26 protein-coding genes are annotated in these 24,487 nt (G+C 62.3%); 5 read left to right on the forward strand and 21 right to left on the reverse strand.

Translation table 11 applies throughout. The features are described from left to right. Window positions 1–5 precede the first annotated feature (5 nt). Entirely contained in the window at window positions 6–809 is an 804-nt protein-coding gene (locus GJE22_RS04470; RefSeq protein WP_144688048.1) for a tRNA threonylcarbamoyladenosine dehydratase, read from the forward strand. Continuing rightward, window positions 806–1,588, forward strand: coding sequence for a TatD family hydrolase (locus GJE22_RS04475; protein WP_144688047.1), 783 nt, complete (start codon window positions 806–808; stop codon window positions 1,586–1,588). Before GJE22_RS04470 ends, GJE22_RS04475 begins: the two co-directional genes overlap by 4 nt. A gap of 34 nt (window positions 1,589–1,622) precedes the next feature. Here GJE22_RS04475 and GJE22_RS04480 read toward each other — a convergent pair whose 3' ends face one another. The 20 genes from GJE22_RS04480 to pgi form a co-directional block, all read right to left on the reverse strand. Next, window positions 1,623–2,459 carry a Cof-type HAD-IIB family hydrolase gene (locus GJE22_RS04480; RefSeq protein WP_144688046.1) on the reverse strand — a complete coding sequence of 279 codons (837 nt, stop codon included), beginning with the start codon at window positions 2,457–2,459 and terminating at the stop codon, window positions 1,623–1,625. A 173-nt stretch (window positions 2,460–2,632) separates the two neighbouring features. Next, on the reverse strand, window positions 2,633–3,493 hold the full coding sequence (locus GJE22_RS04485; protein WP_144688045.1) for a PfkB family carbohydrate kinase: 861 nt from the start codon (window positions 3,491–3,493) through the stop codon (window positions 2,633–2,635). Window positions 3,494–3,504: 11 nt separating this feature from the next. Next, the gene (locus GJE22_RS04490) at window positions 3,505–4,473 is read right to left on the reverse strand and encodes an SIS domain-containing protein (protein WP_144688044.1); all 969 of its coding nucleotides are present in this window, start codon (window positions 4,471–4,473) and stop codon (window positions 3,505–3,507) included. 31 nt (window positions 4,474–4,504) lie between these two features. After that, window positions 4,505–5,158, reverse strand: a complete 654-nt coding sequence (gene deoC / locus GJE22_RS04495; RefSeq protein WP_144688043.1) for a deoxyribose-phosphate aldolase — start codon at window positions 5,156–5,158, stop codon at window positions 4,505–4,507. A 168-nt stretch (window positions 5,159–5,326) separates the two neighbouring features. Next, window positions 5,327–5,998 (reverse strand): HAD family hydrolase, encoded by a 672-nt coding sequence (locus tag GJE22_RS04500; protein ID WP_235895794.1) that lies wholly within the window; start codon window positions 5,996–5,998, stop codon window positions 5,327–5,329. A 6-nt stretch (window positions 5,999–6,004) separates the two neighbouring features. Continuing rightward, window positions 6,005–7,261, reverse strand: coding sequence for an MFS transporter (locus tag GJE22_RS04505; RefSeq protein ID WP_235895793.1), 1,257 nt, complete (start codon window positions 7,259–7,261; stop codon window positions 6,005–6,007). A gap of 166 nt (window positions 7,262–7,427) precedes the next feature. Further along, on the reverse strand, window positions 7,428–8,282 hold the full coding sequence (locus GJE22_RS04510; protein ID WP_144688041.1) for a PTS system mannose/fructose/sorbose family transporter subunit IID: 855 nt from the start codon (window positions 8,280–8,282) through the stop codon (window positions 7,428–7,430). Then, complete coding sequence (locus tag GJE22_RS04515; protein ID WP_144688040.1) at window positions 8,272–9,042, reverse strand: PTS mannose/fructose/sorbose/N-acetylgalactosamine transporter subunit IIC; 771 nt, start codon at window positions 9,040–9,042, stop codon at window positions 8,272–8,274. Before GJE22_RS04515 ends, GJE22_RS04510 begins: the two co-directional genes overlap by 11 nt. A 38-nt stretch (window positions 9,043–9,080) precedes the next feature. Then, window positions 9,081–9,551 (reverse strand): PTS sugar transporter subunit IIB, encoded by a 471-nt coding sequence (locus GJE22_RS04520; protein WP_144688039.1) that lies wholly within the window; start codon window positions 9,549–9,551, stop codon window positions 9,081–9,083. A gap of 21 nt (window positions 9,552–9,572) precedes the next feature. Further along, the gene (locus GJE22_RS04525) at window positions 9,573–9,998 is read right to left on the reverse strand and encodes a PTS sugar transporter subunit IIA (RefSeq protein WP_235895792.1); all 426 of its coding nucleotides are present in this window, start codon (window positions 9,996–9,998) and stop codon (window positions 9,573–9,575) included. Then, window positions 9,995–10,846, reverse strand: coding sequence for a sugar phosphate isomerase/epimerase family protein (locus GJE22_RS04530; protein ID WP_144688038.1), 852 nt, complete (start codon window positions 10,844–10,846; stop codon window positions 9,995–9,997). The genes GJE22_RS04525 and GJE22_RS04530 overlap by 4 nt, the downstream gene beginning before the upstream one ends. Before the next feature lie 199 nt (window positions 10,847–11,045). Further along, window positions 11,046–11,801, reverse strand: coding sequence for a GntR family transcriptional regulator (locus GJE22_RS04535; RefSeq protein WP_144688037.1), 756 nt, complete (start codon window positions 11,799–11,801; stop codon window positions 11,046–11,048). Further along, complete coding sequence (locus tag GJE22_RS04540; protein ID WP_144688036.1) at window positions 11,798–12,562, reverse strand: GntR family transcriptional regulator; 765 nt, start codon at window positions 12,560–12,562, stop codon at window positions 11,798–11,800. Before GJE22_RS04540 ends, GJE22_RS04535 begins: the two co-directional genes overlap by 4 nt. Continuing rightward, on the reverse strand, window positions 12,555–13,025 hold the full coding sequence (locus tag GJE22_RS04545) for a hypothetical protein (RefSeq protein WP_144688035.1): 471 nt from the start codon (window positions 13,023–13,025) through the stop codon (window positions 12,555–12,557). The genes GJE22_RS04540 and GJE22_RS04545 overlap by 8 nt, the downstream gene beginning before the upstream one ends. A 151-nt stretch (window positions 13,026–13,176) precedes the next feature. Beyond that, a complete protein-coding gene (locus GJE22_RS04550) occupies window positions 13,177–14,046 on the reverse strand; it encodes a DMT family transporter (RefSeq protein ID WP_235895791.1) in 870 nt (289 codons plus the stop codon). A 98-nt stretch (window positions 14,047–14,144) separates the two neighbouring features. After that, window positions 14,145–15,212 carry an SIS domain-containing protein gene (locus GJE22_RS04555; RefSeq protein WP_144688033.1) on the reverse strand — a complete coding sequence of 356 codons (1,068 nt, stop codon included), beginning with the start codon at window positions 15,210–15,212 and terminating at the stop codon, window positions 14,145–14,147. A gap of 292 nt (window positions 15,213–15,504) precedes the next feature. After that, entirely contained in the window at window positions 15,505–16,242 is a 738-nt protein-coding gene (locus GJE22_RS04560; RefSeq protein WP_019128056.1) for a GntR family transcriptional regulator, read from the reverse strand. A 172-nt stretch (window positions 16,243–16,414) separates the two neighbouring features. Then, complete coding sequence (locus GJE22_RS04565; protein WP_144688032.1) at window positions 16,415–17,083, reverse strand: HAD family hydrolase; 669 nt, start codon at window positions 17,081–17,083, stop codon at window positions 16,415–16,417. Window positions 17,084–17,126: 43 nt separating this feature from the next. Continuing rightward, entirely contained in the window at window positions 17,127–18,113 is a 987-nt protein-coding gene (locus GJE22_RS04570) for a DMT family transporter (RefSeq protein ID WP_204665901.1), read from the reverse strand. A gap of 237 nt (window positions 18,114–18,350) precedes the next feature. Next, complete coding sequence (gene pgi, locus GJE22_RS04575; protein ID WP_144688031.1) at window positions 18,351–20,045, reverse strand: glucose-6-phosphate isomerase; 1,695 nt, start codon at window positions 20,043–20,045, stop codon at window positions 18,351–18,353. A gap of 207 nt (window positions 20,046–20,252) precedes the next feature. Here pgi and GJE22_RS04580 point away from each other — a divergent pair, with 207 nt between their 5' ends. Beyond that, window positions 20,253–21,632 (forward strand): Y-family DNA polymerase, encoded by a 1,380-nt coding sequence (locus GJE22_RS04580; RefSeq protein WP_144688030.1) that lies wholly within the window; start codon window positions 20,253–20,255, stop codon window positions 21,630–21,632. After that, window positions 21,625–21,981, forward strand: a complete 357-nt coding sequence (locus GJE22_RS04585) for a YolD-like family protein (protein WP_144688029.1) — start codon at window positions 21,625–21,627, stop codon at window positions 21,979–21,981. Before GJE22_RS04580 ends, GJE22_RS04585 begins: the two co-directional genes overlap by 8 nt. 19 nt (window positions 21,982–22,000) lie before the next feature. On the opposite strand, the gene GJE22_RS04590 is transcribed toward GJE22_RS04585, so the two are convergent. Continuing rightward, window positions 22,001–22,819: an HAD family hydrolase gene (locus tag GJE22_RS04590; RefSeq protein ID WP_144688028.1), complete on the reverse strand. Its 819-nt coding sequence runs from the start codon at window positions 22,817–22,819 to the stop codon at window positions 22,001–22,003. A 366-nt stretch (window positions 22,820–23,185) separates the two neighbouring features. Here GJE22_RS04590 and GJE22_RS04595 point away from each other — a divergent pair, with 366 nt between their 5' ends. After that, window positions 23,186–24,388: an iron-containing alcohol dehydrogenase gene (locus GJE22_RS04595; protein WP_144688027.1), complete on the forward strand. Its 1,203-nt coding sequence runs from the start codon at window positions 23,186–23,188 to the stop codon at window positions 24,386–24,388. The last annotated feature ends 99 nt before the right edge of the window (window positions 24,389–24,487 follow it).

Here is a 24,487-nt window from a genome sequence, read left to right on the forward strand (position 1 = left end):
TACGCATGAACGAAGAAACGGCTACATCTCGGCTCGAAGCCCTCTGGGGCACCGCGGGGCTCGCGCGTCAGCGGGCCGCGACCGTCATGGTCGTGGGCGCGGGCGGCGTGGGCTCGAACTGCATCGAGGCGCTCGCGCGCGGCGCCGTAGGAACGATCATCGTCGTCGACGGCGACGAGGTCGCGCCGAGCAACATTAACCGGCAGGCGCTCGCTTGGTCGGAAACGATCGGCATGCGCAAGGTCGACGCAGCGCGACTGCTCATCCAGCGCATCAATCCGGACATCCGCGTCATCACGCGCGGGTCCTTCGTGCTGTCCGGCGACGTCGCGGCGCTCATCGAGGACGCGCGCGCGGAGGCGGGCGGGCACATCGATTACCTCATCGACGCCATCGACACCATCTCAACGAAGCTCGAGCTTGCCACTTATGCCGAACGTGCGGAAATCCCCATCGTGAGCAGCATGGGAGGCGCAATGAAACTCTACCCCGAGCGGCTCCGCTTCGCAGACATCTACGAAACGAGCGGCGATGCCCTCGCGCGCGTCATCCGCAAGGGCTGCCGCAAGCGCGGTATCCGTCACCTCGACGTGCTGTACTCCCCCGAAGCACCTATCGCTTCGCCCGAGCTCCCGGCACGCGCCGAGCGAAACGGCGGCCGACCGCCTCTCGGTACGACCTCCTACCTGCCACCCATCATGGGGCAGATGCTCGCCGGCTTTGTCCTGCGCCGAATCGCGGGCATGGAGGATACCCTCGGGGCGAGCGCGGCGGGCTGCGGACGTGAAAACATGGGCGGCGGAGCATGATGCGCTTCGTCGACATGCACTGCCATCTCGACCTCATGACCAACGGAGTCGAAATCGCCCGCGCGGCCCATGCGGAGGGCATCGGGTTTTTCTGCACGACCGTCACCCCCGTCGACGCCATCGATGCGCGCGAGCGCTTCTCCACCTGCGCGAACGTCCGCGTGGGTACGGGACTCCATCCCTGGTGGATCGCCAACGGAACGTGCGGCGCAGACGACGCGAGCGCGGCGGCAGAGCTTGCGACGGCCTCACCCTATCTGGGGGAAGTCGGCCTCGATGCAGGGAAACGCGGTGCCGCGAGCATCGATGAGCAGGCCCGAGCGTTTGGGCGCATCATGGAGGTCGTTGGCGCACGCGCGCTACCTGGACGCGTCATCTCCATCCATGCCAGCAGATCCACGAACCGCGTGCTCGACATCCTCGAGCGCACAGGCGCCGCCCGGAACGCAACCTGCATCCTCCATTGGTTCAGCGGATCTACCGACGAACTCTGGCGTGCCGCACGCATGGGCTGCTTCTTCTCCATAAACGAGCATATGCTCGCCACGAAGCGCGGCCGCGAGTACGCGCGTATCCTGCCCGACGATCGCCTGCTGCTCGAAACGGACGCACCTCCCCAACTGGGAAGTCCCTACCGGCTGGACGCCATCGAGCACTCGCTCGCCTCGACCCTCGAGCAACTCGCGCAGATTCGCAGGGCCCATGTCACAACGCTCGGAGCCCAGATCGTCGCCCGCAGCATGCGTCTGCTCGACTTCGCGAACGCAGACTGCGCATAGTTATGAGAGACCTTGCGCCCTCTAAACCAGGCCCTTAGCGCACCAGCTCCTCGAGGGCGGCAGCGATGCCGTCCTCGTTGTTCGAAAGCGTGACCATATCCGCCGCGCTCTTCACCTCATCGGTTGCATTCGCCATCGCAACGCCCACGCCCGCAAGCCGCAGCATGGGAATATCGTTCTGGCCGTCACCGAACGCCACGAGCTCGGAGGGGTCGATGCCGCGCTCGGGCAGCGCCACGGAGAGGGCGCGCGCCTTATCGATGCCCTGAGCCGTGAACTCGAAGTAGAAATCAGCGGTGAACATGCAGCTCAGCTTATCGACGAACGGGGCGGCCATCGCCTCGTGATGCTCGGACAAGTACGTATCCGTGCCCGCCGTGAGAATCTTGTTCTGCGGCGTGATGCACCAGTCGAGAAGCGAATGCACCTCGTGGATGCGCAGGCCGCAGGCATCGCGCTCGTATTTGACGATGTTCTTCGGCGCACCCTTGTGGTAGATGGTGCAGCGATAGGCATCCTCGATATAGAGGCGATCAGCATCGACGAGCATGGGGATGACGTCGAAGCCCCGCAGATGCTCGAGCACTGCGCGCGCCTCCTCCGCAGGAATCGCCTGATTGAACAGGAGCTCGCCCGAGGTCGCATCGCGTACCTGCGATCCGTTGTAGGCCACGAGCATCCCGTGGTAGCGATCGAGCTCGAGCTCATGAGCAAGTGCGCGCAAGCCGTGTGCAGGCCTGCCGGATGCGAGGATGAGCGTGACACCCGCGCGCTCTGCGGCAAGCAGCGCCTCCTTTGTGCGCGGCGTGATGTGCTTCTCGTCGTTGGTAAGCGTACCGTCGATATCGAGCGCGATGGCTTTGATGGACATAGGAGCCTTTCCTTTCCGTTCCGTATCTGTTGTCGCGAAGAAGAGCGATCGCCTCAGGTGCCGCCCCCTGAAATCCGGGCAGGAGCTGGCACGCGACTCGACCGCTTTCTCGATGAGCGCCTCATTTCCTGCCAGGTTTTCCAAGCGAGCAAGAAACGAGACGATGTCGCGCGCTACGGGAAGCGCTTGGGATGACCCCACGCCCCCTCGATGCCGCATACCTCGGCGGCAAAGGCGGCAGCCCCGTCGAGCGCGCGGACAACGGCCTCGTCGCGAGCCTCTCCCCGCTTGCAAGCATCGAGATAGCCGAGCAAGAACGCCGCAATGAACGAATCGCCGGCACCCATCGTGTCGCGCACCGTCGTGGCAGGCTTGATGGGCTGCTCGAAGAAGCGGTCGCCATCGAACGCGACCGACCCACGTTCGCCCCGTGTCACCACAGCGATGCCAGGTCCCAGGCTGCAGAGCCAGCGAAGGCGCTCACCCACCACCTCGTCGCCCGCCTCGTCTTCTGCGGAGTAGAAGGCGAAGTCCGCGAACGGCGCCACGTCCTCCACATACGCATCGACGGAGTCCTCCGAGAAGTCGAAGCTCACCGGCACGCCTGCTGCGCGCACCACCGGCAGCTCGCGCTCTGTGAAGCAATAGCTGCCGGTATGCAGCACATCGAAACCTCGAACGTATTCGAGGGCAAAGCGATCGAGCACATAACGCGACCTCCCGCGGATCCCGCCTTGGTTCGAACCGAGGAACACGCGCTCGCCCGCCTCCACCGACACGCTCGACGCGCCGTTCTCGCCAAGCTCCTGCCGGCAGCGCACGAGCTCCACGCCCTCATCGACAAGGCTCCCGATCACGTGCTCGGCCGCATCGTCCGTGCCGAAGATGCCCATGTACGCCGAACGTGCCGCCCCGAGACGCCGAGCGTACACCGCGACGTTCACGGCGTTGCCGCCGGGGTACATGATGCCCAGGTGCTCATAGCGGTCGACGACGTTATCTCCAAAGCCCAGGATCGAGACGTCGAATCCCATGGCTGCCCTCCCTAGTACGAAACGACTCCCATGTAGCGGCGGAAGTCCGGATCATGGTCGAATGCCTTGCCGCGAGCGGCGCGCAGCTCGACGTTCATAGCATAGAAGAGCACGGGGTCGAGATAGGCGCGTACGCTCGCCGGCACCTTGTCCATTCCGTACTCGAGGGCGTCGAGCACCATGAGCGTGTCGGTATGGTCGCTCAGGAACGCGAGCGCGCGCTCGTCCATGGCGCGGTACTCGCTCGATCCCATCTGCAAAAAATAGAACACGCCGGGTTCCGTAACCTCGAAAGGCCCGTGGAAGTACTCGCCCGAATGAATATAGCTGCAGCTCTGCCACTGCATCTCCATGAGCGAACAGATGGCGAAGCCATAGGTCTGGCAGAAGTTGGGGCCGGAACCCAAGATGTAGAGGAACGGATGATCCTGGCAAAGCGCCGCGAAGCGCTCCCCCAGCTCCGCGTTCACCTTCTCGCGCGCCGCGGGCAGCACCTCATCCATCGTATCGACACCCCGGTAGAGGTCGGGAAGATCGGCGAAGCCCTCCTGCTGATCGAGCAGCTCGGCGGCAAGAAGCGGCGCGATACCCGAGGGCACCTCGCTCGCGGGGACGTCGGCTCCCCACGGATACACCCAGCACGTCCACGCACCCTGCGCGATCTTGGACTCCGCGCCGTCGGTAAGCGCAACGACCTTGGCACCGCGCTCGCAAGCGAGGTGGCACGCATCGAGCACCTCTGGCGTGTTGCCGCTGTGGCTGCACGCGACCACGAGGCTGTGCTCGCCCAAGCGCTTTGGCGCGGCGATGCAGAACTCGCGCGCCGTGTAAGCCCCCGAAACGATGCGCCTCGCCTCGCGCTCGAGCAGCATATGAGCCGGCAGCAGATCGATGAGCGAGCCGCCGCAGGCGACCCAATACACCTCCTCGATCGCTCCGCGCTTCTCAATGATGTCCTTGATGAGATTGAACGGCTTCATGATGTCCCCTTTCATTTGCCGCGTCGATCCCTTATGCCTCGGCAGCGCGCTCTCCCTCGACGATCGCGATGCCAGCCGTCGCGCCGAGCGCGCTCGCACCCGCCTCGATGAACGCCTTCGCCTGCTCATACGTGCGGATTCCGCCTGCCGCCTTCACCTGCACCTTGTCGCCGAGCACCTCGACCATAAGACGCACATCATCGAGCGTCGCCTGGTACGGGCGACCGGACGAGGTCTTGAGAAACGCAGGGCGCGCCTTGAGCGCGATCTCACACACGCGCCGCTTGTCTGCCTCGGATTCGAGCTTCGGCATCTCGACGATGACCTTGTCGCGCATGCCGTGCGCACGGCAGAACTCCGCCACACCGCGCATCTCGTGCTCGATAGCATCGAAGTCGCGCTCATCCACGGCGCGCTGATTCAGCACGTAGTCGATCTCCGTAAACCCGGCCTGCGCATAGCGCTCGAATTCCGGCAGTTCCTCCTCGAGCGTGAGCGCACCCTCAGGAAAGTCGATGGCACCCGCGACGATGACATCCGTTCCCGCGAGCACCTCGCAGGCATGTTCATAGGTCTCGGGATCGGCAAAGACGCAACGGAAACCATAACGGCGCGCTTTTTCAAGGTATTCGTCGAGCGTGTCGTTCGGATCGTCGATGTAGTCGATGTATGAGTTGATACCCATGTTGCAGTCTCCTTTCGAACCATATCAGGCCTGGGCAACCCTTGCTCGGCGCCTCAAAATCCAGACAGGAGCTGGCGCGTAGTCGCAGCATGTTCAAAAGTACACGCCAAGTTCTGCCAGCATTCCCGCGCACCGGGGTCTCGCGAACGGAAAGGACAATGGATCAGCTTATGCGGGAACGTACTCCAGAATGGCGCCAATAACGCCCGGTATCTCGTTCACCATAACGTCTGCTCCCCGCTGCGTGAACCCGAAGCGCTCCTCACGCTTGGCGATCGTGTAGAGCCCGGCGCGGCGCGCGGCCTCGATGCCAGGATCGGAATCCTCGACGGCGCAGCACGCTTCGGCAGGAAGACCGAGTTTGCCCAACGTGAGCAGGTAGATCTCGGGGTTCGGCTTACTCTGCGTGAGCTCGTCGCCGCTTTCCACCACCTCGAAGAAGCCTGCGATGCCGCATTCCTCGAGCACCTTTTCGATATGATCGAGCGGCGAGGACGAAGCGACCGCCAAGCGGTATCCCATGCGCTTGAGCTCGGCGAGCGTTTCGGGCACGCCAGGGTTCATGATCTCGCGGTAGCTGATGGGATGGCTGTCCCAAAACGCATCCTCAAGCCGCTCGATCGCCTCGCCGTCCATCTTCTCGCCGCGGGAACGTTCCCACCACGCAGCATAGAACTGGCGCTCCACCTTGCGTGACGAGCCGGCAAGCATGTCGAACTCCTCGGAGGAGACCTCGACGCCCTGCGCTTCGAAGAATGCCTCGTGAACGCGGCGGTAGGCCGCCTCGGAATCTACCAGCACGCCATCCATGTCAAAGATGACCGCCTCAAGCTGTTGCACGAACAATCACTCCTTTACCTGGGTACGCCGAACGCGCAGACGCCCGCTCCGCATAATGCTTGAAAAACCGCCCACCAGTGCGATGATACACGAGGCACCGAAGAGCACCCGTTGCACACCGAAGGCCTCGGCCAGAAACGGCGCCACCGCGAGCGGAATCACGCCCGCGCTGTTGAGCCCCAGCCGCACGAAGCCCATCACGCGCCCAAGATGCGTCATGGGCGTGCGCTCTTGCACGAGAATCGCCTGGGTAGGCTCCATAAATCCCCAAGCAAGCCCGTTGATGAACTGGCCTGCGATAGCGACGACAAGAATGTTGGTGCCCACGTAGATCATCGATCCGATGCCCACGAACATGAGCGTGGCAAGCAGCAACGGGATATCGATCTTGCGCGCGGGAATCTTGGTAAAGATGTATGAACCGATCGCCATGCCGAACCCCGAGATCGCTGAGAGGATTCCCATCCACACCACATCGACGGCAAGCACGTCGCGATAGAAGAGCGACTCGAGGGAATCGAAGGCACCGAACGCAAAGAAGCCCAAAAAGCCGCTCACAAAAATGAGGCGTAGGTCGTGGGTGCGCATGGTGACGCGCGCGCCCTCGATCACGCCGGAAACCATGCCGAGCTTATCGTCCTTCTGCTTACCGCTACCCTCGCGCTCCGGCGTAACGGTCTCGCGACAATCCCATGTGACGCGGATCGCGCCTACCAGGCACACCGCCATGAACAGGAACACCACGCGCGTGGGGAAGAACCCAGCAAGAACGCCGCCGGCGATGGGTCCAGCCGCATAGGCGATGTTGCTGTAGAACACCATGAGACCGTTCAGGCGTGCGAGCCCCGCCTTTCCCCGCGTGAGGTACACCGGGTAGGTGCGCGTACACGTATTGATGGAACCGCCGCCCAAGCCCATCATGACAGCGGCGAACATAAGGGTTGGAACAGAAGGTGGAACGATTCCCATGAAAATGCTCATGGCGAGCATGGCGTAGAGCGTCGCGAGAGCAGTCTTGCGCGGCCCTATGCGGTCGATCACAGGACCGGAAGCCGCGTTCGCCAGCGAATTGCAGAGGTTGCGAACGAGCGTGATGGCCGCCACGAGAAAGGCGTTTCCACCGAGCTCGTAGGTCGCCGCACCGATGAGCCCAAGAAAATACACGGCGTTGACCGCACACCACTGGAGTGATTCAAGCGCGATGAGGCGCTTCTCACCTGCCGTCAGCGCGCCCAGACCGTTGTCGCTCGCTTGCTTGCCCACGCTATCGACTCCTTTTGCCGTGCGCATCCTGCATCGCAGCCACGCGCCGCCGCCCCTTCCGAACGCTTCGCCGTTACCAAAATAAATCGTATTATGACGTTATGTTTTTCAAGGATGAGAAAAAGGGGCGACAGCAAAGCCGCCGCCCCGAAACCGGGCCGTTGGTTTAGGCCAGAATGCCGAAGTACACGCCCACGACACCGAGCACCATGGTGCCCAGGATGAGGATCATGGGAGAGACCTTCTTCTTGAGGAGGAAGTAGTACAGGCCCATGAAGGCGAGGCCGAGCATACCGGGCATGATGCCATCGAGCACGCTCTGGAGCGTGGTGACCTCATCCCCGGAGCCGAACTCAACTGCAAGCGTCGCCCAGAACATACCGCAGGTCATGGAGCCGACGACCATCATACCGATGATACCCGCGGCCTTAATGACCTTGTCCATGATGCCGGACTGCTCGGCAGTCTCGAGCAGGCTCACGCCGATCTCATAGCCCTTATGGATGCCCCACACGCGCAGGAAGTACTGCGGAACGTTAAAGAGGAGCAGGAAAATGATGGGACCGAGCACGTTGCCCTGAGACGCGAGCGAGATGGCGATGCCGGCGGCGACCACGCGGATGGTAGTCAGGAAGACGGCGTCGCCGATGCCCGAAAGCGGGCCCATGAGGGCGGCCTTGATATCGTTTACAGACTCGGGAGGCATCTCGCCCTTGGCGATGCGCTCTTCCATGGACATCGCGATGCCGCCAACGAACGGGGCGAGGCAGACCGTGATGTTGAAGAACGCGGTGTGGCGCTCGAGTGCGGCCGCGTAGCCGCTCGGATCGTCATGATAGATCTTCTTGAGCATCTTCTTGACCATCATGCCGAAGGCGAGGCCCATCTGGTTCGCATAGGTCCAGGAGAATTCCATGCCGAGTGCGCCGATGGAAAGGGCGGCCTTCGTGAGGTCTTGCTTGGTGATGGCGTTCTCACCCGTCTTGTAGGCGCTAGCCTGCGTGGTCTCATTAGAAGTCATCGTCGTCAGCCCCCTCAATCTGTGCCACGGTCTGGTTCTTATCCAAGAAGCCGAGCGTCAGGACGGCGATGATGACGGCGATAAGCGCCACGCCGAGCGTCGAGACGCCCATGTACGAGGTGAGCAGGAAGCCCAGGAACAGGTAGGGCAGGAGCTCCTTGCGGTAGATGAGGCGAAGGAGCATGGCGAAGCCCATGACCGGCAGGATGTTCGCAGCGGCAGCGAAGCCGTTGAGCACGAACGCGGGAACGGCGTTCACGAGCCAGTCGATAGCACCGGAACCGAAGTACACGGCGCAGAAGATGAGGATGAACCACACGGGAGCAAGCCAGAGGCCGATCAGCCAGTGGAGCGCCATGAGCTTCGAGCCCTGGCCCTTGAGCGCGATGCCGGGGATGAAGCTCGTAAGCCAGTTGCTCACCAGCTGGCCAAGGTTGGCCACGCCGAGAACGAGCGTACCGATGGGCATGGCGAGGCCGACGGCCGCCTCGGTGTCGAGGCCGAGCAGGATCGCGTAGGCAGTGCAGAGCAAACCGGCCGAGGTGGCATCCGGCGGAATGTAGGCGCCGATGGAGACGGAGCCCATGAAGAGCGCCTCGATGCTGGCGCCCATGACGAGGCCAGTGTTGAGGTCACCGAGGAACGCGCCCACGACGGGACACACCACGATGGGACGGAACGCATACAGCGTACCGAGCTGATAATCGAAGCATTTGAAGAACACGTACAGTACTGCGCAGAGTATGCTCTCGAAAAGCATGCGTCTACCTCCAATCACATGGGAGCATGGCTATTACCCTAGATGAGCTTGAGGGCGTCCACCTTGGGCTCTTCTGCGAGCCCGCGGATCTCGACCTCGATACCCCTAGAGCCGAGCTCGCGAAGGATCTCCTCCTCCTCGGGCTCGAGGAACACCTGACGAGCGATGGTCTTCGTCGTCGGGGACTCCTTGGTGTTGCCGAGGTTAAGACTCTTGATCTGCGGGCAGCCGTCGATGAGCTGCTTTGCCTCGGCGATGGTCTGCACGCAGATGATCATCTTGTACTTGTCGGTCACACCGCTGTTGATCGCCTCGATGGCATGCGCCATGTCCTTAATCACAAGCTTGCAGCCGGCAGGCTTGCCAAGCTTGAGCGTGGTCTTCCACACGGGATCGTTCGCCACGTGGTCGCCGACGCAAAAGATGCAGTCGGCACCGAGCGTACCCACCCACGAAGTCGCTACCTGTCCATGTAGAAGGCGATGGTCGACACGCGTTAGAAGAATCATCTTTCCCCTCCTTTTCCCTTTCTAAAATTCCTCGTCGTCCGCATTGAGCGCAGCCAGCTCGTCGTTGCAGTACTTCGGCCGAACCTCATCGGTCGACACGGCGGCGCGAATCGCCGCAGCCAGATCGGGCTCGTTGATGGAGAACAGGAGCGAGATCAGGAGCGGCAGGTTCATATTCGTCACGAGATGAATGTTCTCCCGTTGCTGCACGACATTCGTGAACTCGTTGTTCACGCTCCCACCGAAGATGTCGGTGCAGACGAGCACCTCGTCTTCCGCAGGAATCTCGGCAAGCGTGTCGGCGACTGCCTGGGCGATGTCGTTCTTCCCATCGACGAAAGCGCAGATGACCTTGATGTCGACGCCCGAGCCGCCGCCCAAAAAGGCGAGTGCTTCGGAAATGCCGGCAGCGAAGTGCGCATGCGACGCAATTACCATATGCCTCATTGGTACACCTCCTTCAACGTATCGAGGGCCGCACGGTACTGCCGAGCCGACTGCGAGAGTGCAGCAGCTGGATCGGTGTGATAGCGAGCATTGACGATTTCGAATGAGAGCGGGCCCGCGTAGCCGCAACGCGCGAGCGCTGCAAGGTCAGATGGCAAATCACGGGCACCGTCTCCCCAGGCAAGGTGGCTCACCTGCCCGATATCGGAGAAATGCATATGCTTGATGCGCGTGCCGAAACGCTTGAAATAGCCGGGGATCGTATCGCCGGCGCGCCAAGCGGCGCCAAGGTCAAGGCAGACGGCCAAGCGGTCGTCAGCAACATCATCGAGCAACCGTTCGAGCTCCTCAGCAGAGCGCGCAAGGTTCGTCTCATCGCACTGAAGCGCCTCTATCGTGGGCACGACTCCCTGCTCGTCTGCATAGGACACAACGCTGCGCAGCATCGCGACACTCCGCTTCCAAGCATCTTCTCGTGGCTCATCGAGAAATCCCCAGCCGCTCGTAACGACAATCTTTCCCGCATGCGCGTCGCGCGCCAGGTCGATAACATTCTTAAAGGTCGCCAGCGTACGAGCCTGCGCCCCCTCGCCTCGAGCGGCCATGTTCGCAGGCTTCGGGTTCGTCTGCTCAGGGCAGATGCCGATGATGTGTATGCCATAGCGCTCGGCGAGGTCGACAAGTGCCTGCGAGTCATCACGGCGCGCCCAGTCGACGGCAACATGCATGGGGCCGCACCACACCTCGGCAGCGGCATATCCGGCATCGCGCGCATCGCGGAAAAAACTCTCGAGGGAGTAGAAGCGGTAATGGCAGTTCATCGCCGCGATCTGCCAAGTTTCTCCCATCGCGTCCCCCTTCCCGTTGCCTCGCCCGTCAACTGCGAATCTATATATGTGGACTGTTTTTCAGACCAATACAGTAATCAGGATAGACACTTGCGACCACCCATATCCCCTGGTAACTAGAAAACTGGCTAAGTGGTATGAAAAAGTCGATAAGCGGTATATATATCCTCTACCCGTGTACGAGACAAGGCGATCTTCTTCACTGCAGCACGGAATAGCAGGCGTATTTCCCGATTGCCACCGAAGTGACGTACTCGAGAGCGCGGTCGTTGGCGTCGTAGCTCACGCAGCGGATTCCGAGCGCGGGGTCATCGACGCTCCCCCGCAGCAGCTGCGCCTCGCGCGGCTTGAGCCTGCAGGCTTCGAGCCATTCCTGTGCACGGACGACCTCGTGACCGCGCAATGCATAGAACTCATACAAACTGAAAAGCGAGACGTCTATGGTCTCGATGCCCGGAAAGAGCTCGCACGGCACGAGAGCGCTCTCGATAGCAAACGGCTCGCCATCCACACGGTTCAAACGTCTCACCTGAAATAGGTCGCTTTCAGGCGATACCTCGAACAACCGGGCGTAGTGAGCTCCCGCAGGGCGAAGCGACGTCTCGAGCACGCGCACGCTCGGATGATGCTGTAAATCGCTCTGACTGGCACGAAATCCGCGCGGACCACGGGAGGAGCTGTTCGCCTGAAGACCATGCGTGACGAACGTGCCCTTTCCCTGGACGCGGAACAGAAGCCCCTCATCGATGAGGCCGTCGATGGCGTTGCGTATGGTGAGCTTCGTAGTGCCGTATTGCTGGGCGAGATCCGATTCCGAGGGAATCGCCGCCCCCGGCGTAAAGGCACCGCTGTCGATTTGACTGCGGATAGTTCGGCGAATACGCAGGTACAGCGGAAGATGCGCGGGTTCAGCGTCTTCGTTGAGCCATGGTGCGCTGCTGTAGCCCTTCGTCATGCGGGCACCTCCTTCCGTACCCGACGCTTGCAGTCCATCGTAAACACCGTGTTGCATGACATGCCGAAAAGCTCGGGAACGTAGACGGTCTCACCGTATTCCAAGGGAGCGTACGAGGCGTCAGCACGCACGCCGCACTCGAAGAACACGAGAGCTCCCTCGGAAATGGAAAGAAGCGCCGCCTCCTCTGCGCTAGCACGTCTCACCGAGACGGTGAGACGCGTGTGAACGGTATCCCGTCCATAGCGAATCCCCAGCACATCGGTGAGCGACTCGCGTGCGAAATCGATGCGCTCGATACCGGGGAATGCAGAAGCGGGCACATAGGCCGTCTCCACGCACACCGCCACGTCCTCCACGCCACGCACGCGGCGCAATTCGAACACGTGGTCGCCAGCTGCAAGGTTGAGGCGTCCGGCGATCTCGTCCGGGCAAGCGAAGATACTGCTGCCAATAACACGGGAACGCGGTTCAGCGCCGGTCTTGCGCACGATCTCGCTGAACCCGGAAAGATCATCCAAGTGGTTGGTGGGCCGGGAAGGACACACGAAGCTACCCGCACCGGGTCGGCTCTCCACCACATGCTCGGCGACGAGCTGAGCGAGCGCACTCCTCAGTGTCGTGCGCGACACATCAAGCAGGACACAGAGCTCGCGCTCCGAAGGAAGGCGATCGCCCTCCACGAGGCCGTGGGCGGAGATATATTCCATGATGCCCTCATACGCCCGATCGAACGGAGAGACCTCGACGCGTTTAGCCATGGAGCTCACCCGTTATCATGGTATCGAAGGTGCGCTTGAGTTCCTGCGCGCTGTCTACAACGTTACGATAGGCGCGCGACCCCCGCTTAAGCTGCCGTGCCCACAGGCCAATCCGAACGGGTGCAACGGGCTCCGCCATCTCGACGAGCACACCGACGCCGAAAACGCGGTCCCGGCGGCGCGCCGCGTTGGCTCGCGAGACGGCCATGGGATTAGCGAGGATGTCACCGAGCGCACGAAACCCCTCCGGCTCAGGCTGTTGGTCGCCCTCGACTTCGTAGACCTCGCAGGAGCGGATATCGGAGCATCGATAGATGGAGGGATGATCCGCGCCCGAGGCGCGCACGCTCCACAGGCCGTGCGCTTCATCGACGAGGACTTCGGGGATACCGAGCATGGGCATGGGCGCGAGTATGGTACGTGTCGCCTCGAACGTACTGCATTCCGTCTGGGGCCCCATCATGCTCGTCTCCGTTCCCTCTTGGCATCTGTTTGCTTCAACTATACCTATTCAAGCAATTTGATACCAATTCCAATCCGTAGATGGCAGAGGGTCTTCCACGAGCGGCAAGATGGGAGGGGCTTCGTTGGCGAATGTCCACGAAACCGTAGCGCTACAGGGCGCGTTTCGAACAGGCATTCTCGGAGCCGGTCTGCAACGCACGTGAGCTCTTTTCGCGCTGCTCGAGCACAAGATTCACCACGATGCTGCCGATAATGAGCACGGTGCCCACGAGCGCGAAGCGGCCAAAGCTTTCATGGAAGAAGATGAACGCCCAGGTAGGCGCAAAAACGACTTCGAGCATAGTGATGAGATTCGCGGTGAGCGGCTGAGCGCGCTTGATACCGCGAGCGAAACACACGTTTGCAAGCCCCGAACACACAATTCCGCCTGCCGCCATGAGCGCCCATTCGCGCGGCGCAACGTGAGGAAGCTGCGGTAAGAAGAGCAGGCCGGGAAGGACGGAGATGGCACAGCTCATCATTGCCGAGGTAACGGGCGACGAGCCCCGTTTGGCATTCAGGAAGAACATGAGCCCAAAGAACGCGCCCGAGATGATGGCGAGCAGGTTCCCCAGCGCATGTTCGAATGAAAGGCTGTCTAGAAAGAACACGACCATGCCGCTCAGCGCCATCACGATCACGAACACCTTGCGGGCGGGCGGCACACGGCGCTGCTCGATGGCTTCATAGAGCGCCACGAATGCCATGGAGCTGTACTGCAGCACGATCGCGCTGCCCACGCTCGTAAGCTTATTGGCATAGGTGAAGGTGATGCCCATAAGGTAGGCTGCGATGCCGGCTGCCACCACGAGTTTCGAGACGCGAATCGTGGGACGGATGATGATGAAGTAGAACAGCAGGGCGACCACGGAGGACACCGCGCTGATAAGGAAGCCGGGCTGGCTGTTGAGCTTCGTGAAGACGCCTGAAAAGCTCCATGCGACAGCTGTGCCCAGCAACCATAGATATCCCGTGTTCATGCGCACCTCGCTCATTCGGCAAAAAGCGGCCGGGAGCCGAGCTCCCGGCCGCCCTTCATCGACCTCGGTCTATGCGTGCCTGGAACCAGGCGCAGCCCTTAGTAGTCGAACTGGTGATAGTAACGACGATACTTGAGGTTGTGCTTGGTGACCGTCTCGTAGTAACGAGCCAGACGATCGGTCACGAGGATCGTGAGAATCCACGGGGAGACGATGACGCGGAAGTCGTCGTCGAGGCCGGGGATGGCGTACTCGGCGGTGTCGATCACCACGATGTCCTCGTCCTTGGTGCGGTCCGCGAAGTTGGTGAGGAAGGCCTCGACGCGCTCGTCGAGCTTGCGGCACTCGTCCTCGCCCTTGAACAGGAACACGGGTACGTCCTTCTCGACGAGCTCGAGGGTGCCGTGGAAGAAGTCAGCTGAGGTGATGTAGCGGGTGCGCTTCCACTGCATCTCCTCGAGGATGCACATGGCGAAGAGGATCGTCTCGCCCCAGAGCGCGCCGGAGCCCACGAACATGGTGTAGGGAGCGAGGGCGTACTTCTTGGCGAGCTCCTCGGCCTTGGGCTCGAACTTCTTGCGGATGTCGAGCAGGTCCTTCCAGATGTCCTTGGTCTGCTCGATGAACAGGTCGTACTTCGGGAAGCAGCCGCGACGGTAGAGGAGGCGCAGGCCGAAGCAGTCGGCGAGGTAGTAGCCCTTCTCGCAGCCGCCCGAGCCGTGATCGCTCGCCATCTTGACGCAGCCCTCGGCGCCCACGGCCTGGCCGATGGGGCCCTCGGGGCTCGTCATGGCGATGACGCGGATGCCCATCTCCTTCATCTTCTTCACGGCCTCGAGGACCTCGGGCGTGGTGCCGGACTCGGAGGCGGTGAGGACGACGGACTTCTCGGTCATGCGCTTGTGGCCGGAGACGTTCCACTCGGCGGCGTGGATGAGGTAGACCTCGAGGTCCTTGTCGCCGAACTTGTTCATGAGGTACTCGAGCTGCATGAGCTCATCCCAGGTGCCGCCGACGCCCATGAGGAAGATGGCGTCATAGCCCTCGTCGGCGATCTTGTCGGCCATGGCGGCCATCTGCTTGCCGGTCTCGACGAGCGCCTTGCCGTCCTCGAGGTAGCCCTCCTGGTCGAAGTTCATGATCTCAACTTTCTCGGTCTCAGCCATGAGCATTCCTTTCTCGTTGTTCGATGCGTCTGGCCTGCGCGGTGGCGATCAACCGCCCCTCGCGCTATCTAGAAGATAGCAGTATCGTTATAAGACGTTATATATATTCCGGGCGAACGGTAGGAATCAGTCGGTGAGCGTTATTACGTTATATAACGTTTTATTCTTTACGGTCAAAATGAGTCAAAACGGGACGGGGTTGTTTTGCACCATCACGGACAAAACCCGAATGTGTGGGCCCGAAATGGTGCAAAACAACCCCGTCCCGTTTTGACTCCCATTTTGGCTCATTTTACAGACGGAAGCTGTAATGCTTCCCCACCACATGCTGGATGCCTAAAAACATCGGGTTGCCGTATTGGTCGAGATACTCGCCGCGCACCGAAAAGAGCGGTTCGTTTTCCGGCACCTGCAACAACCCCGCAAGCTCGATGTCCGCGCGCTCCATGCTGAGCACGCAGGAGTCGCTGTTGCGCGGGACAAGCCCGCAGCGCTCCTCGATCAGGCGAAAGATGGAGCAGCCGTCGAGGTCGCTCTCAAGCAGGAACTGATACCGTTCTGGATCAAAGAAATTGTCCTCCACCATGAGAGGCCTGCCGTCTGCCGTGCGCACGCGCTTCACGCGCACCGCCCGGCCATCGCACGCTCCGCCGAAAAAGGCCGCGCCGCCGTCGGGAAGCGGCGCGAGCTCGCGCGTCACCAAAACGGCGCCGGGGACCACGCCGTTGGCCTCGCAGGTAACCGAGAAGCTTTGCACGATGTCATCGTTTTGGAACGACGACGGTCCCTCCTCCGCCTCGTTGACGAACGTGCCCTTGCCCTGCCGCTTGGTAAGCTTCCCCTGCTTCACCAGCTCCTCTACGGCACGGCGCACGGTAATGCGGCTCACGTCGTAGATATCCCCCAAGTCCGCTTCCGAGGGAATCTTCTCACCGGGGCGATAGAGCCCGGAAGCGATATCGTGCACGATATCGTCCATAACTTGCTGATAAAGCGGACTCGATGACCGGGGGTTGAGCTCAGATGGCATAAGACGACGCTTTCTGTGACGAACGGAAGAGACGGCGCACCGAAGCTAAGACATGGAAGCGTTCGCCACACACGTATCATTCGTTATAGGTTGTATTAGTATAACAGCTTATAGATGCGCACAAGAGACGAGGATGCACGACGTGGCTCGCTCCGGCAGGCGACCAGGCCGCCTAGCGGGCGAACGCGCCCAGCAGGTCGGGAATGGCATCGATGATGACATCGGCCTCGTCCTGCGAGAACCCGAAGCGCTCCTCGCGCTTGGCGACCACGGTTAGGCCCGCGCGCTTCCCCGCCTCGATGCCGTACCGGGAGTCCTCAACGCAGCAGCACGCCGAGGCGGGCAGGCCGAGCACATCTAAGGTGTGCAGGTAAATCGCGGGATTAGGCTTGCTCTCGTGGAACTGCTCACCGCTCACGATAGCTTCGAATGCGTCCGCGATGCCGCATTGGCCGAGCACGTCTACGATGTTATCCATAGGAGATGAAGATGCGAGTGCCAGTCGCACCCCGCGGTCGCGAAGGGCCCCGAGCGTCTCGGCCACGCCGGGGTTCAGCATCCCGGCGTAATCGTATACAGTCCCCTCCGTCCAGCGGTTGAAGAGCGCCACCGCATCTTCGGGCGTGAAGGACCCCAAGCCGTTGCGCTCGAACCATCGCGCGAGCGACGTCGTGAACGTCTTTTGCGACGAGCCCACCAAGCCGAAAATCTCGGCCTTCGTGATATCGAGCCCTCGGGCGCCGAACACCTCGATAAGCTCCTCGGCATATGCTGCCTCGGAATCGATCAGCACGCCATCCATATCGAAAATGACTGCAGAAAATGGAAATGCCTCGGTCACGTTGCCCCTCGCCTTCTTTCTCTCCCCTTCGCTATGGCGCTCTTCATCGCTCCCGCCGCTTCCGCACGTGTGCGTAGGGTTTGAGCAGGAACGAAAAATGCGTCTCGGAAAGCACGATCGACGTGAAGATGAGCGCGAAACCGGCCACGAGGCGCATCGTCAGCTGCTCTCCGGCGAAGAGCACCGAGAAGAGGACTCCCGACGGCGATTCGAGCGAAAGCAGCAGCGACCCCGTGGATGAGGGAACGTGCGCAAGGCCCAGATTCTGCATGAGCATGCCGAGGCACGTGCAGCAAAGCGCCAGGAACAGGATGGTGCCCACGAGCTCAGGCGTCCACGAGACAGCCGTGACCGGGGGCTCAGTGGCGAGCGACGCGACAGCATCCATGACGCCTACGGTGAGAAACATCCAGAACGTGATGACGTTCACATCGAGCTCGCGCCCGTACTTCGCCGCCGTCGCGATCTGGAGAGCGAAAAACACTGCGCCGATAAGCGTTAATGCATCGCCTCGCTGCATGGAGAAGCTGTCGAGCGCCACGAGCGCGATGCCCGCCACGCAGAGCGCCGCCGCGCCCACGTTGAAGCGCGTGAGCGGCTCGCGCGCCATAAGATAGCTTACGAAGGGTACGAGGATGCAGTAGGTACCCGTGAGAAAGGCGTTCTTCCCCGCCGTGGTCTCGGCCAGGCCGAACGTCTGGAAGGCGTAGGCGAGCCCCAAGAAGACGCCCATGGCGCAGCCCACGACGATGTTCCGGCGGTTGAAGTGGACGCGAATGCGCTTCATGAAGAGCACGAAGAGAACCGCGGCCGAGATGAGGAACCGGCATGCGAGCAACATAAACGTCGGGATGCTGTCGAGGGTGTCCTTCATGATGAAGAATGAATACCCCCACATGAGGGCCATCACCACGAGCATGAGCTTCCAGAACAGCGGCGAACGGGCGCCAGCGCCGCGCAGGAAGCCGGGCGCACGATCCTCGGGCGCTACCGGCGCATCGCCGCCGAGCATCTTCAACCGATCAGACATCTCCCCCGCCCCTCCTCTACAAAACGCCATCCTCGTATAACGTCATTCCGCGTCGAAACGCCACCGTCATAAAAGCAGCCGGGCTGGATTCTATCATGTTCGATAGTCTCCAACCCGGCCGAACGACCCGATGCGAACGATGAATCGTAGACACCCGGTGCCTGCGATTCAGCAACTGCCCCAAACGCGACGGGGCGGCCGCAAGCGACCGCCCCGCGCCTGACCTTGCGAGCAGCGCTACTTGCGATGTGCGCGATAGAACTGGATGAGCGCCTGCGTGGAGGCGTCCTGGGCAGCCAGTGCCTCGTCGTCATGGAATGCAGGCGTGATCTGCTTGGCGAGCTGCTTGCCAAGCTCGACGCCCCACTGATCGTAGGAGTCAATGCCCCAGACCGTGCCCTCAACGAACGTGATGTGCTCATAGAGCGCGATGAGCTCGCCGAGCGCGAACGGGGAGAGCTCGTCTCCGAAGATCGAGGTCGTGGGACGGTTGCCCGTGAAGCACCGCGCCGGCACGATCTCTTCCGGCGTGCCCTCGGCGCGCACCTCGTCGGCCGTCTTGCCGAAAGCGAGGGCCTTGGTCTGCGCGAGGAAGTTGCCCAAGAAGAGCTCGTGCACGTCCTGGTCGCCGTCCTTGGCGGGGTGCGCCGTGTTGGCGAAGGCGATGAAATCGGCGGGGATCATCTGCGTGCCCTGATGGATGAGCTGGTAGAACGCATGCTGGCCATTCGTGCCCGGCTCGCCCCAGAAGATCTCGCCCGTCGTGGAGGTCACCGCGGTGCCGTCCCAGCGAACGCCCTTGCCGTTGGACTCCATGGTGAGCTGCTGCAGATACGCCGGGAAGCGGTGCAGGTACTGCGTGTAGGGCAGCACGGCGTGGCTCGCCGCGCCAAAGAAGTTGACGTACCACACGTTCATGAGGCCCATGAGCGCGACGACGTTCTCCTCGAGCGGCGTGGAGCAGAAGTACTCATCGATGGCATGGAAGCCCTCGAGGAACTGCTGGAAGCGCTCGGGACCGAACGCGATGATGAGCGAAAGGCCCACGGCGGAGTCGACCGAATAACGGCCGCCCACCCAGCTCCAGAAGCCGAAGGCGTTCTCAGGGTCGATGCCGAACTCGGCCACGAGGTCGAGTGCGGTGGACACGGCCACGAAGTGCTTCTCGATGGCCTCTGCATCCTGCTCGGCGGAGCCGTCGATGGCGCCGGCGTGCTTGAGCGCGGCGAGCATCCATGCCTTGATCTCGCGCGCGTTGGTAAGCGTCTCGAGCGTCGTGAAGGTCTTGGAGACGATGATCACGAGCGTGGTCTCGGGGTCGAGACCGCTGAGCTTCTCCGCCGCGTCGTTGGGATCGATGTTCGAGATGTAGCGGCAATCGATGCCGGCGTCGGCATAGGGCTTGAGCGCCTCGTAGACCATGACGGGACCGAGGTCGGAACCGCCGATGCCCACGGACACGACGTGCTCGATGCGCTTACCCGAGACGCCCTTCCATGCGCCGGAACGAACCTTCTCGGCAAAGGCGTACATGCGGTCGAGCACCTCGTGCACGTCGGCCACGACATCCTGGCCGTCGACGATGAGCGCGCCCTTCTCGCTCGCGGGACGGCGAAGCGCGGTGTGCAGCACGGCGCGGTCCTCGGTTGTGTTGATGTGGACGCCCGAGAACATCTCGTCACGGCGCTCCTCGACGCGCACGGCGCGGCCAAGGTCGGCGAGAAGCTTCACGGTCTCGTCGGTGATGAGGTTCTTCGAGAGGTCGAAGTGGAGGTCGCCCGCCTCGAAGGAGAGCTTGTTCACGCGGTCGGGGTCCGCGGCGAACCAATCCTTAAGGCTGATCCCCTCCTCTTCCAAGCGGTCGTGATGCTCCTTGAGCGCCTTCCATTCCGGTGTCTGGACTGCGTCGATCGGCGAGGGGACAGATGCCATAGCTTCCTCCTTGTTTGTGGCCGTAGCGCCCGCATGCGCGGACATTCCCTATTCTAGCGCAGCGCGCAGGGGCAGCGAACCGTGCTCTCAACCAGAAGGAGTTTTCCCATCTGCGAAACAGCTGTCCGCTCGATTTGCTATAGTCATGACATCAAGAAATAGAACGTATGTTTGCTATGAGTCGAACGGGGATGCGAGGGAGGCGCCATGGACGAAGCAAGGGAGCGCGATGGTGAGCGCACCTACCTGTGCATCGACCTCAAGACGTTCTACGCCTCGGTCGAATGCATCGACCGAGGGCTCGACCCGTTCCTCACCAAGCTCGTGGTAGCCGACCCCACGCGCGGCGATACGACCATCTGCCTGGCCATATCACCTGCCATGAAAGCGCTCGGCGTGCGCAACCGCTGCCGCATCTTCGAGATCCCACGTGGGATCGAATACATCAAGGCCATGCCGCGCATGCGGCGCTACATGGAGGTGTCGGCGCGCATCTATGGCGTCTACCTGCGTTACGTAAGCCCCGACGACATCCACCCCTACTCCATCGACGAATGCTTCATCGATGCGACGCCCTACCTCAAGCTCTACGACATCGACGCGCGCAGCTTTGCCGAGAAGCTCATGTCCGAAGTACGGCGCGACACGGGCGTCTGCGCTACAGCGGGCATCGGGCCGAACCTCTTCCTCGCCAAGGTGGCGCTCGACATCACCGCCAAGCACGTGGCCGACAACATAGGCGTGCTCGACGAAGAGTCGTTCCGAGCGCAGATCTGGCCGCATCGGCCCATCACCGACATCTGGGGCATCGGCCCCGGCATCGCAGCGCGGCTCGCCAAGTACCACGTCTACGACCTTATGGGGGTCGCCGCGCTCGACGAGCAGATACTCTACCGCGAGTTCGGCGTCAATGCGGAGTACCTCATCGACCATGCCTTCGGCCGCGAGCCCACCACCATCGCAGAGATTCAAGCCTACCGCCCGGCAGCCTCGTCGTACGTGAACGGGCAGGTGCTGCCCTGCAACTATACGTTCGAAGAGGCCCACACCGTGCTCAAGGAGATGATCGATGCCTCGGTGCTCGAGCTCGTGGAACGCGGGCAGGTCACGAACCATATCTCGCTTTCGGTGGGCTATGCCGCAGGTGCGGGCGGCACGACCACGGGCGACGGACCGGCAAGCCCCTCGCGCGCCAACCCGGGCGACGTGTTCGTCGGCGAGCACGGCAAGCGCCGGCTGGGGCCGAAGGGCTACGGACGCGCCGGCGGATCGCGCAAGCTCGCGGGCTTCACGAATTCATACCGCAAGCTCATGGCCGCCTTCGATGAGCTGTGGAGTGAGCGCGTGAGCAGAGACGTTCCCATCAGGCGCATGAGCGTGGGGCTCGGCAACCTCGTTCCCGAGGAGTTCGCAACGATAGACCTCTTCACCGACGTGGCGGCCGATGAGCGGGAGCACGACCTGCAGCGAGCCGTGCTCGCGGTGAAGGGCAAGTTCGGCAAGAACGCGCTCCTGCGCGGCATGAGCCTCACCGAGAAGGCCACGGCGCGCGAACGCAACGAACAGGTGGGAGGGCACCATGCATGATGGGCAACCGCCGCGCACGACCGCAAGCGGACGCGCACGGGCTGACCGCGCAGCGCAGTTCATGCCGTTTGCCGCGCTCCGCGGCTACTATGAGCTCCTGCACGAGGCCGCTCGGGTGCCCGAGCCCCGGCACGAGCTCACCGAAGAAGAGTCGCTCGAGCTCTCGGCCATCGTCCAGCGTGTGCGCAAGCGGCAGGTGGTGCGCGTGCGCTACTACGACCGCGATGCCTATACGGAACTCACCGGCTGCGTGTCCCATATCGACCTCGCCGCCCGCGAGCTCTGGGTGGTAAAAACGCGCATTCCGCTCGACGACATCGTCCGTCTCGAAATACTCGACGAAGTGTAGGCACGCGCGGGACACGGGCCTACGCGATGAAGGGCCACTCCCCTGCTGCGAGCGCCTCGATCGCAGCCGCCACGGCATCGTCCTCACAGCGCCCGATATGCCAGCGAGCAGCCGTGCTTGCCTCGGGCGTCGCGTTTCCCACGGCAACGGGATGCCCCGCGACGCGGAACATGGTCAGATCGTTGCCCGCATCGCCGAACACGACCGCCTCCTCAACAGAGATGCCCACATGATCACAAAGGAACTGCAGGGCCGTACCCTTATTCCATCCCGCAGGCATGATATTTAGATACCCCGCCATCGGGACGTCGAAATCGATGCCCTCAATCGAGCGGTTCAGACGCTCGCAGAGCTCAACGGTAGCGGGCATGTCACGAGGAGCGAACACGTTGACCTTCAGTGCATCGAAATCCGGAAGGCACCCAAGCGGGCGGCAGGCCTTTGCGTAGCCCGGCATAACGGCGGCAAGGTCGCCAACATCGCCGCAGCAAAGGTATGGGAGCGTGCCATCGAAAGCGACGATCCCCGCTCCGGGCTCTTCGGCAAGAACGTCCATGAGCTGCTCCAACGCGGCGCGTGGCGGGCGCCGCTCGCAGATCTTCTCGCCCTCGTGATAGACCTCAAGGCCGTTCGTCGCAACGCAGGTGAGGCAGCACGAATCGTCGCCCGCAAAAAATGCGGGAATTTGACGGAGCCCGCGTCCGCTTGCAGGGCCAATGACGATCCCCGCCTCCCGCGCCGCATGGAAGGCCGCAACGGTCCGCGCCGAGACGCTCTTGCTTCCCGGGGGCATAATCGTTCCGTCGATGTCACTCATGATGAGCCGAATGCGCTCCATAGGTTCCCTCCGTCTGCGCGCCGCGCCATGATATCTGCTTCCATTATGACGCAGTCTGTGGCGTCTCAGATGCGAAGGGTAGCACCTTGGCACACCCGTCTCTCGCGCTTTCAACTTGGGGCAAGAATGTGTCGTTAACGCGATGAATATGGGCCGACAACGGTACATTCGTGCCCAAGAATGAACGACGGGGACGGCTTTCGCAAGCTGCCCCGTTCTTCTGGGTGCGGAAGGGACGGGCTTTCGCAAACTGCCCCGTTCTTCTGGGTGCGGCAGGGCCGGCCGTCGTGCTACCCTCAAGGAGGTCGGTGGGGCAAGCACGCCTCGGCCGGCGCCAAGTACGAATACCACGAGATGGGAGCCCCCATGAACGACTTCTCCTTTTTCTCCCCCACGCGCATCGTCTTCGGCAAGAACGCACTCGAATCCATAGGCTCCGAGCTCGGCCGTATCGGCTGCACCAAGGCGCTCATCGTTTACGGCGGAGGCTCCGCCCGCGCTGCCGGCACGCTCGACCGCGTAGAGGCATCGCTCGATGCAGCCGGCATCGCCCACGTCGAGCTTGGTGGCGTGCGGCCCAACCCCGAAATCACGCTCGTTCGCGAGGGCATTGAGCTCGCGCGCTCCGAGAAGGTCGACGTGGTCGTGCCCGTGGGAGGCGGCTCGGTCATGGACACCGCCAAAGCCATCGCGCTCGGAGCGGTCTACGACGGCGACGTGTGGGACTTCTTCGTGCATCGCGCGGCGCCCACCGAGCGCATTCCCGTGGCAGCCGTTCCCACCCTCCCCGCCTCGGGCTCCGAGGCCTCGAATTCCTCGGTGATCAGCAACGACGCCGAGCACCTCAAATGCGGCATCAACACCGACCTCAACCGTCCCGTCGCCGCTTTCATGGACCCTGAGCTCACCTATACGCTGCCGCCCTACCAGACGGCCGCCGGCGCAGTCGACATCATCTCGCATGTCATGGAGCGCTTCTTCTCGGGCGAGCCCGCCGTGCCCGTGACCGACCACATCGCCTGCGGCATCATTCGCTCCGTCATCGAATGCGCCCCGCGCGCCCTGGCGCAGCCGGACGACTACGATGCCCGCGCGAATCTCATGTGGGCGGGCACCCTCGCCCACAACGGCCTTGCCGGATGCGGCGTCAACGTTCCCAGCAGCCGTGACGGAGACTGGACCTGCCATGGGCTCGAGCACGAGCTCTCGGCCCTCGACACGAGCATCACGCACGGCGCGGGCCTTGCGGTGATCTTCCCGGCATGGATGCGCTACGTGTGGCGCGAGCATCCCGAACGCTTCCTCACCTTCGCGCGCGAGGTCTTCGATATCAAGGCCGTGGACGGCTCCGACGAGGCGATCGAAGACGCCGTCACCGCAACGATCGATGAGCTCCAGGAGTTCTTCGTCTCGCTTGGCATGCCTCGCACCCTGGGCGCGTTCGACGTACATGAAGACGATATCGAGCGCATGATTCCCGGCCTTACGCTGAACCGCGGCGAAGTCTTCGGAAGCTTCAAGCAGCTCACGCTCGACGACGCGCGCGCCATCTATCGCAGCGCGCTGTAGCGCACTAGCCGCGCCATCCATCGCAGCCGCGCGGTAGCGCATACCAGCCCATGCGCCGCACCCATGCCCGGCCCGCCCCGCTCTACACGCCGCACCCGA

Source organism: Enorma shizhengliae, assembly GCF_009676995.1.
GTDB classification, from domain to species: Bacteria; Actinomycetota; Coriobacteriia; order Coriobacteriales; family Coriobacteriaceae; genus Enorma; species Enorma massiliensis.

Coding starts and splice junctions, on each gene's coding strand:
- GJE22_RS04580 (WP_144688030.1), top strand. CDS start 20,253: ATGGACGAAGCAAGGGAGCGCGATGGTGAGCGCACCTACCTGTGCATC.
- GJE22_RS04540 (WP_144688036.1), bottom strand. CDS start 12,562: ATGGCTAAACGCGTCGAGGTCTCTCCGTTCGATCGGGCGTATGAGGGC.
- GJE22_RS04595 (WP_144688027.1), top strand. CDS start 23,186: ATGAACGACTTCTCCTTTTTCTCCCCCACGCGCATCGTCTTCGGCAAG.
- GJE22_RS04590 (WP_144688028.1), bottom strand. CDS start 22,819: ATGGAGCGCATTCGGCTCATCATGAGTGACATCGACGGAACGATTATG.
- GJE22_RS04530 (WP_144688038.1), bottom strand. CDS start 10,846: ATGGGAGAAACTTGGCAGATCGCGGCGATGAACTGCCATTACCGCTTC.
- GJE22_RS04475 (WP_144688047.1), top strand. CDS start 806: ATGATGCGCTTCGTCGACATGCACTGCCATCTCGACCTCATGACCAAC.
- GJE22_RS04550 (WP_235895791.1), bottom strand. CDS start 14,046: ATGAACACGGGATATCTATGGTTGCTGGGCACAGCTGTCGCATGGAGC.
- deoC (WP_144688043.1), bottom strand. CDS start 5,158: ATGGGTATCAACTCATACATCGACTACATCGACGATCCGAACGACACG.
- GJE22_RS04515 (WP_144688040.1), bottom strand. CDS start 9,042: ATGCTTTTCGAGAGCATACTCTGCGCAGTACTGTACGTGTTCTTCAAA.
- GJE22_RS04535 (WP_144688037.1), bottom strand. CDS start 11,801: ATGACGAAGGGCTACAGCAGCGCACCATGGCTCAACGAAGACGCTGAA.
- GJE22_RS04480 (WP_144688046.1), bottom strand. CDS start 2,459: ATGTCCATCAAAGCCATCGCGCTCGATATCGACGGTACGCTTACCAAC.
- GJE22_RS04490 (WP_144688044.1), bottom strand. CDS start 4,473: ATGAAGCCGTTCAATCTCATCAAGGACATCATTGAGAAGCGCGGAGCG.
- GJE22_RS04470 (WP_144688048.1), top strand. CDS start 6: ATGAACGAAGAAACGGCTACATCTCGGCTCGAAGCCCTCTGGGGCACC.
- GJE22_RS04545 (WP_144688035.1), bottom strand. CDS start 13,025: ATGATGGGGCCCCAGACGGAATGCAGTACGTTCGAGGCGACACGTACC.
- GJE22_RS04485 (WP_144688045.1), bottom strand. CDS start 3,493: ATGGGATTCGACGTCTCGATCCTGGGCTTTGGAGATAACGTCGTCGAC.
- GJE22_RS04570 (WP_204665901.1), bottom strand. CDS start 18,113: ATGTCTGATCGGTTGAAGATGCTCGGCGGCGATGCGCCGGTAGCGCCC.
- GJE22_RS04525 (WP_235895792.1), bottom strand. CDS start 9,998: ATGAGGCATATGGTAATTGCGTCGCATGCGCACTTCGCTGCCGGCATT.
- GJE22_RS04555 (WP_144688033.1), bottom strand. CDS start 15,212: ATGGCTGAGACCGAGAAAGTTGAGATCATGAACTTCGACCAGGAGGGC.
- GJE22_RS04560 (WP_019128056.1), bottom strand. CDS start 16,242: ATGCCATCTGAGCTCAACCCCCGGTCATCGAGTCCGCTTTATCAGCAA.
- GJE22_RS04585 (WP_144688029.1), top strand. CDS start 21,625: ATGCATGATGGGCAACCGCCGCGCACGACCGCAAGCGGACGCGCACGG.
- pgi (WP_144688031.1), bottom strand. CDS start 20,045: ATGGCATCTGTCCCCTCGCCGATCGACGCAGTCCAGACACCGGAATGG.
- GJE22_RS04520 (WP_144688039.1), bottom strand. CDS start 9,551: ATGATTCTTCTAACGCGTGTCGACCATCGCCTTCTACATGGACAGGTA.
- GJE22_RS04510 (WP_144688041.1), bottom strand. CDS start 8,282: ATGACTTCTAATGAGACCACGCAGGCTAGCGCCTACAAGACGGGTGAG.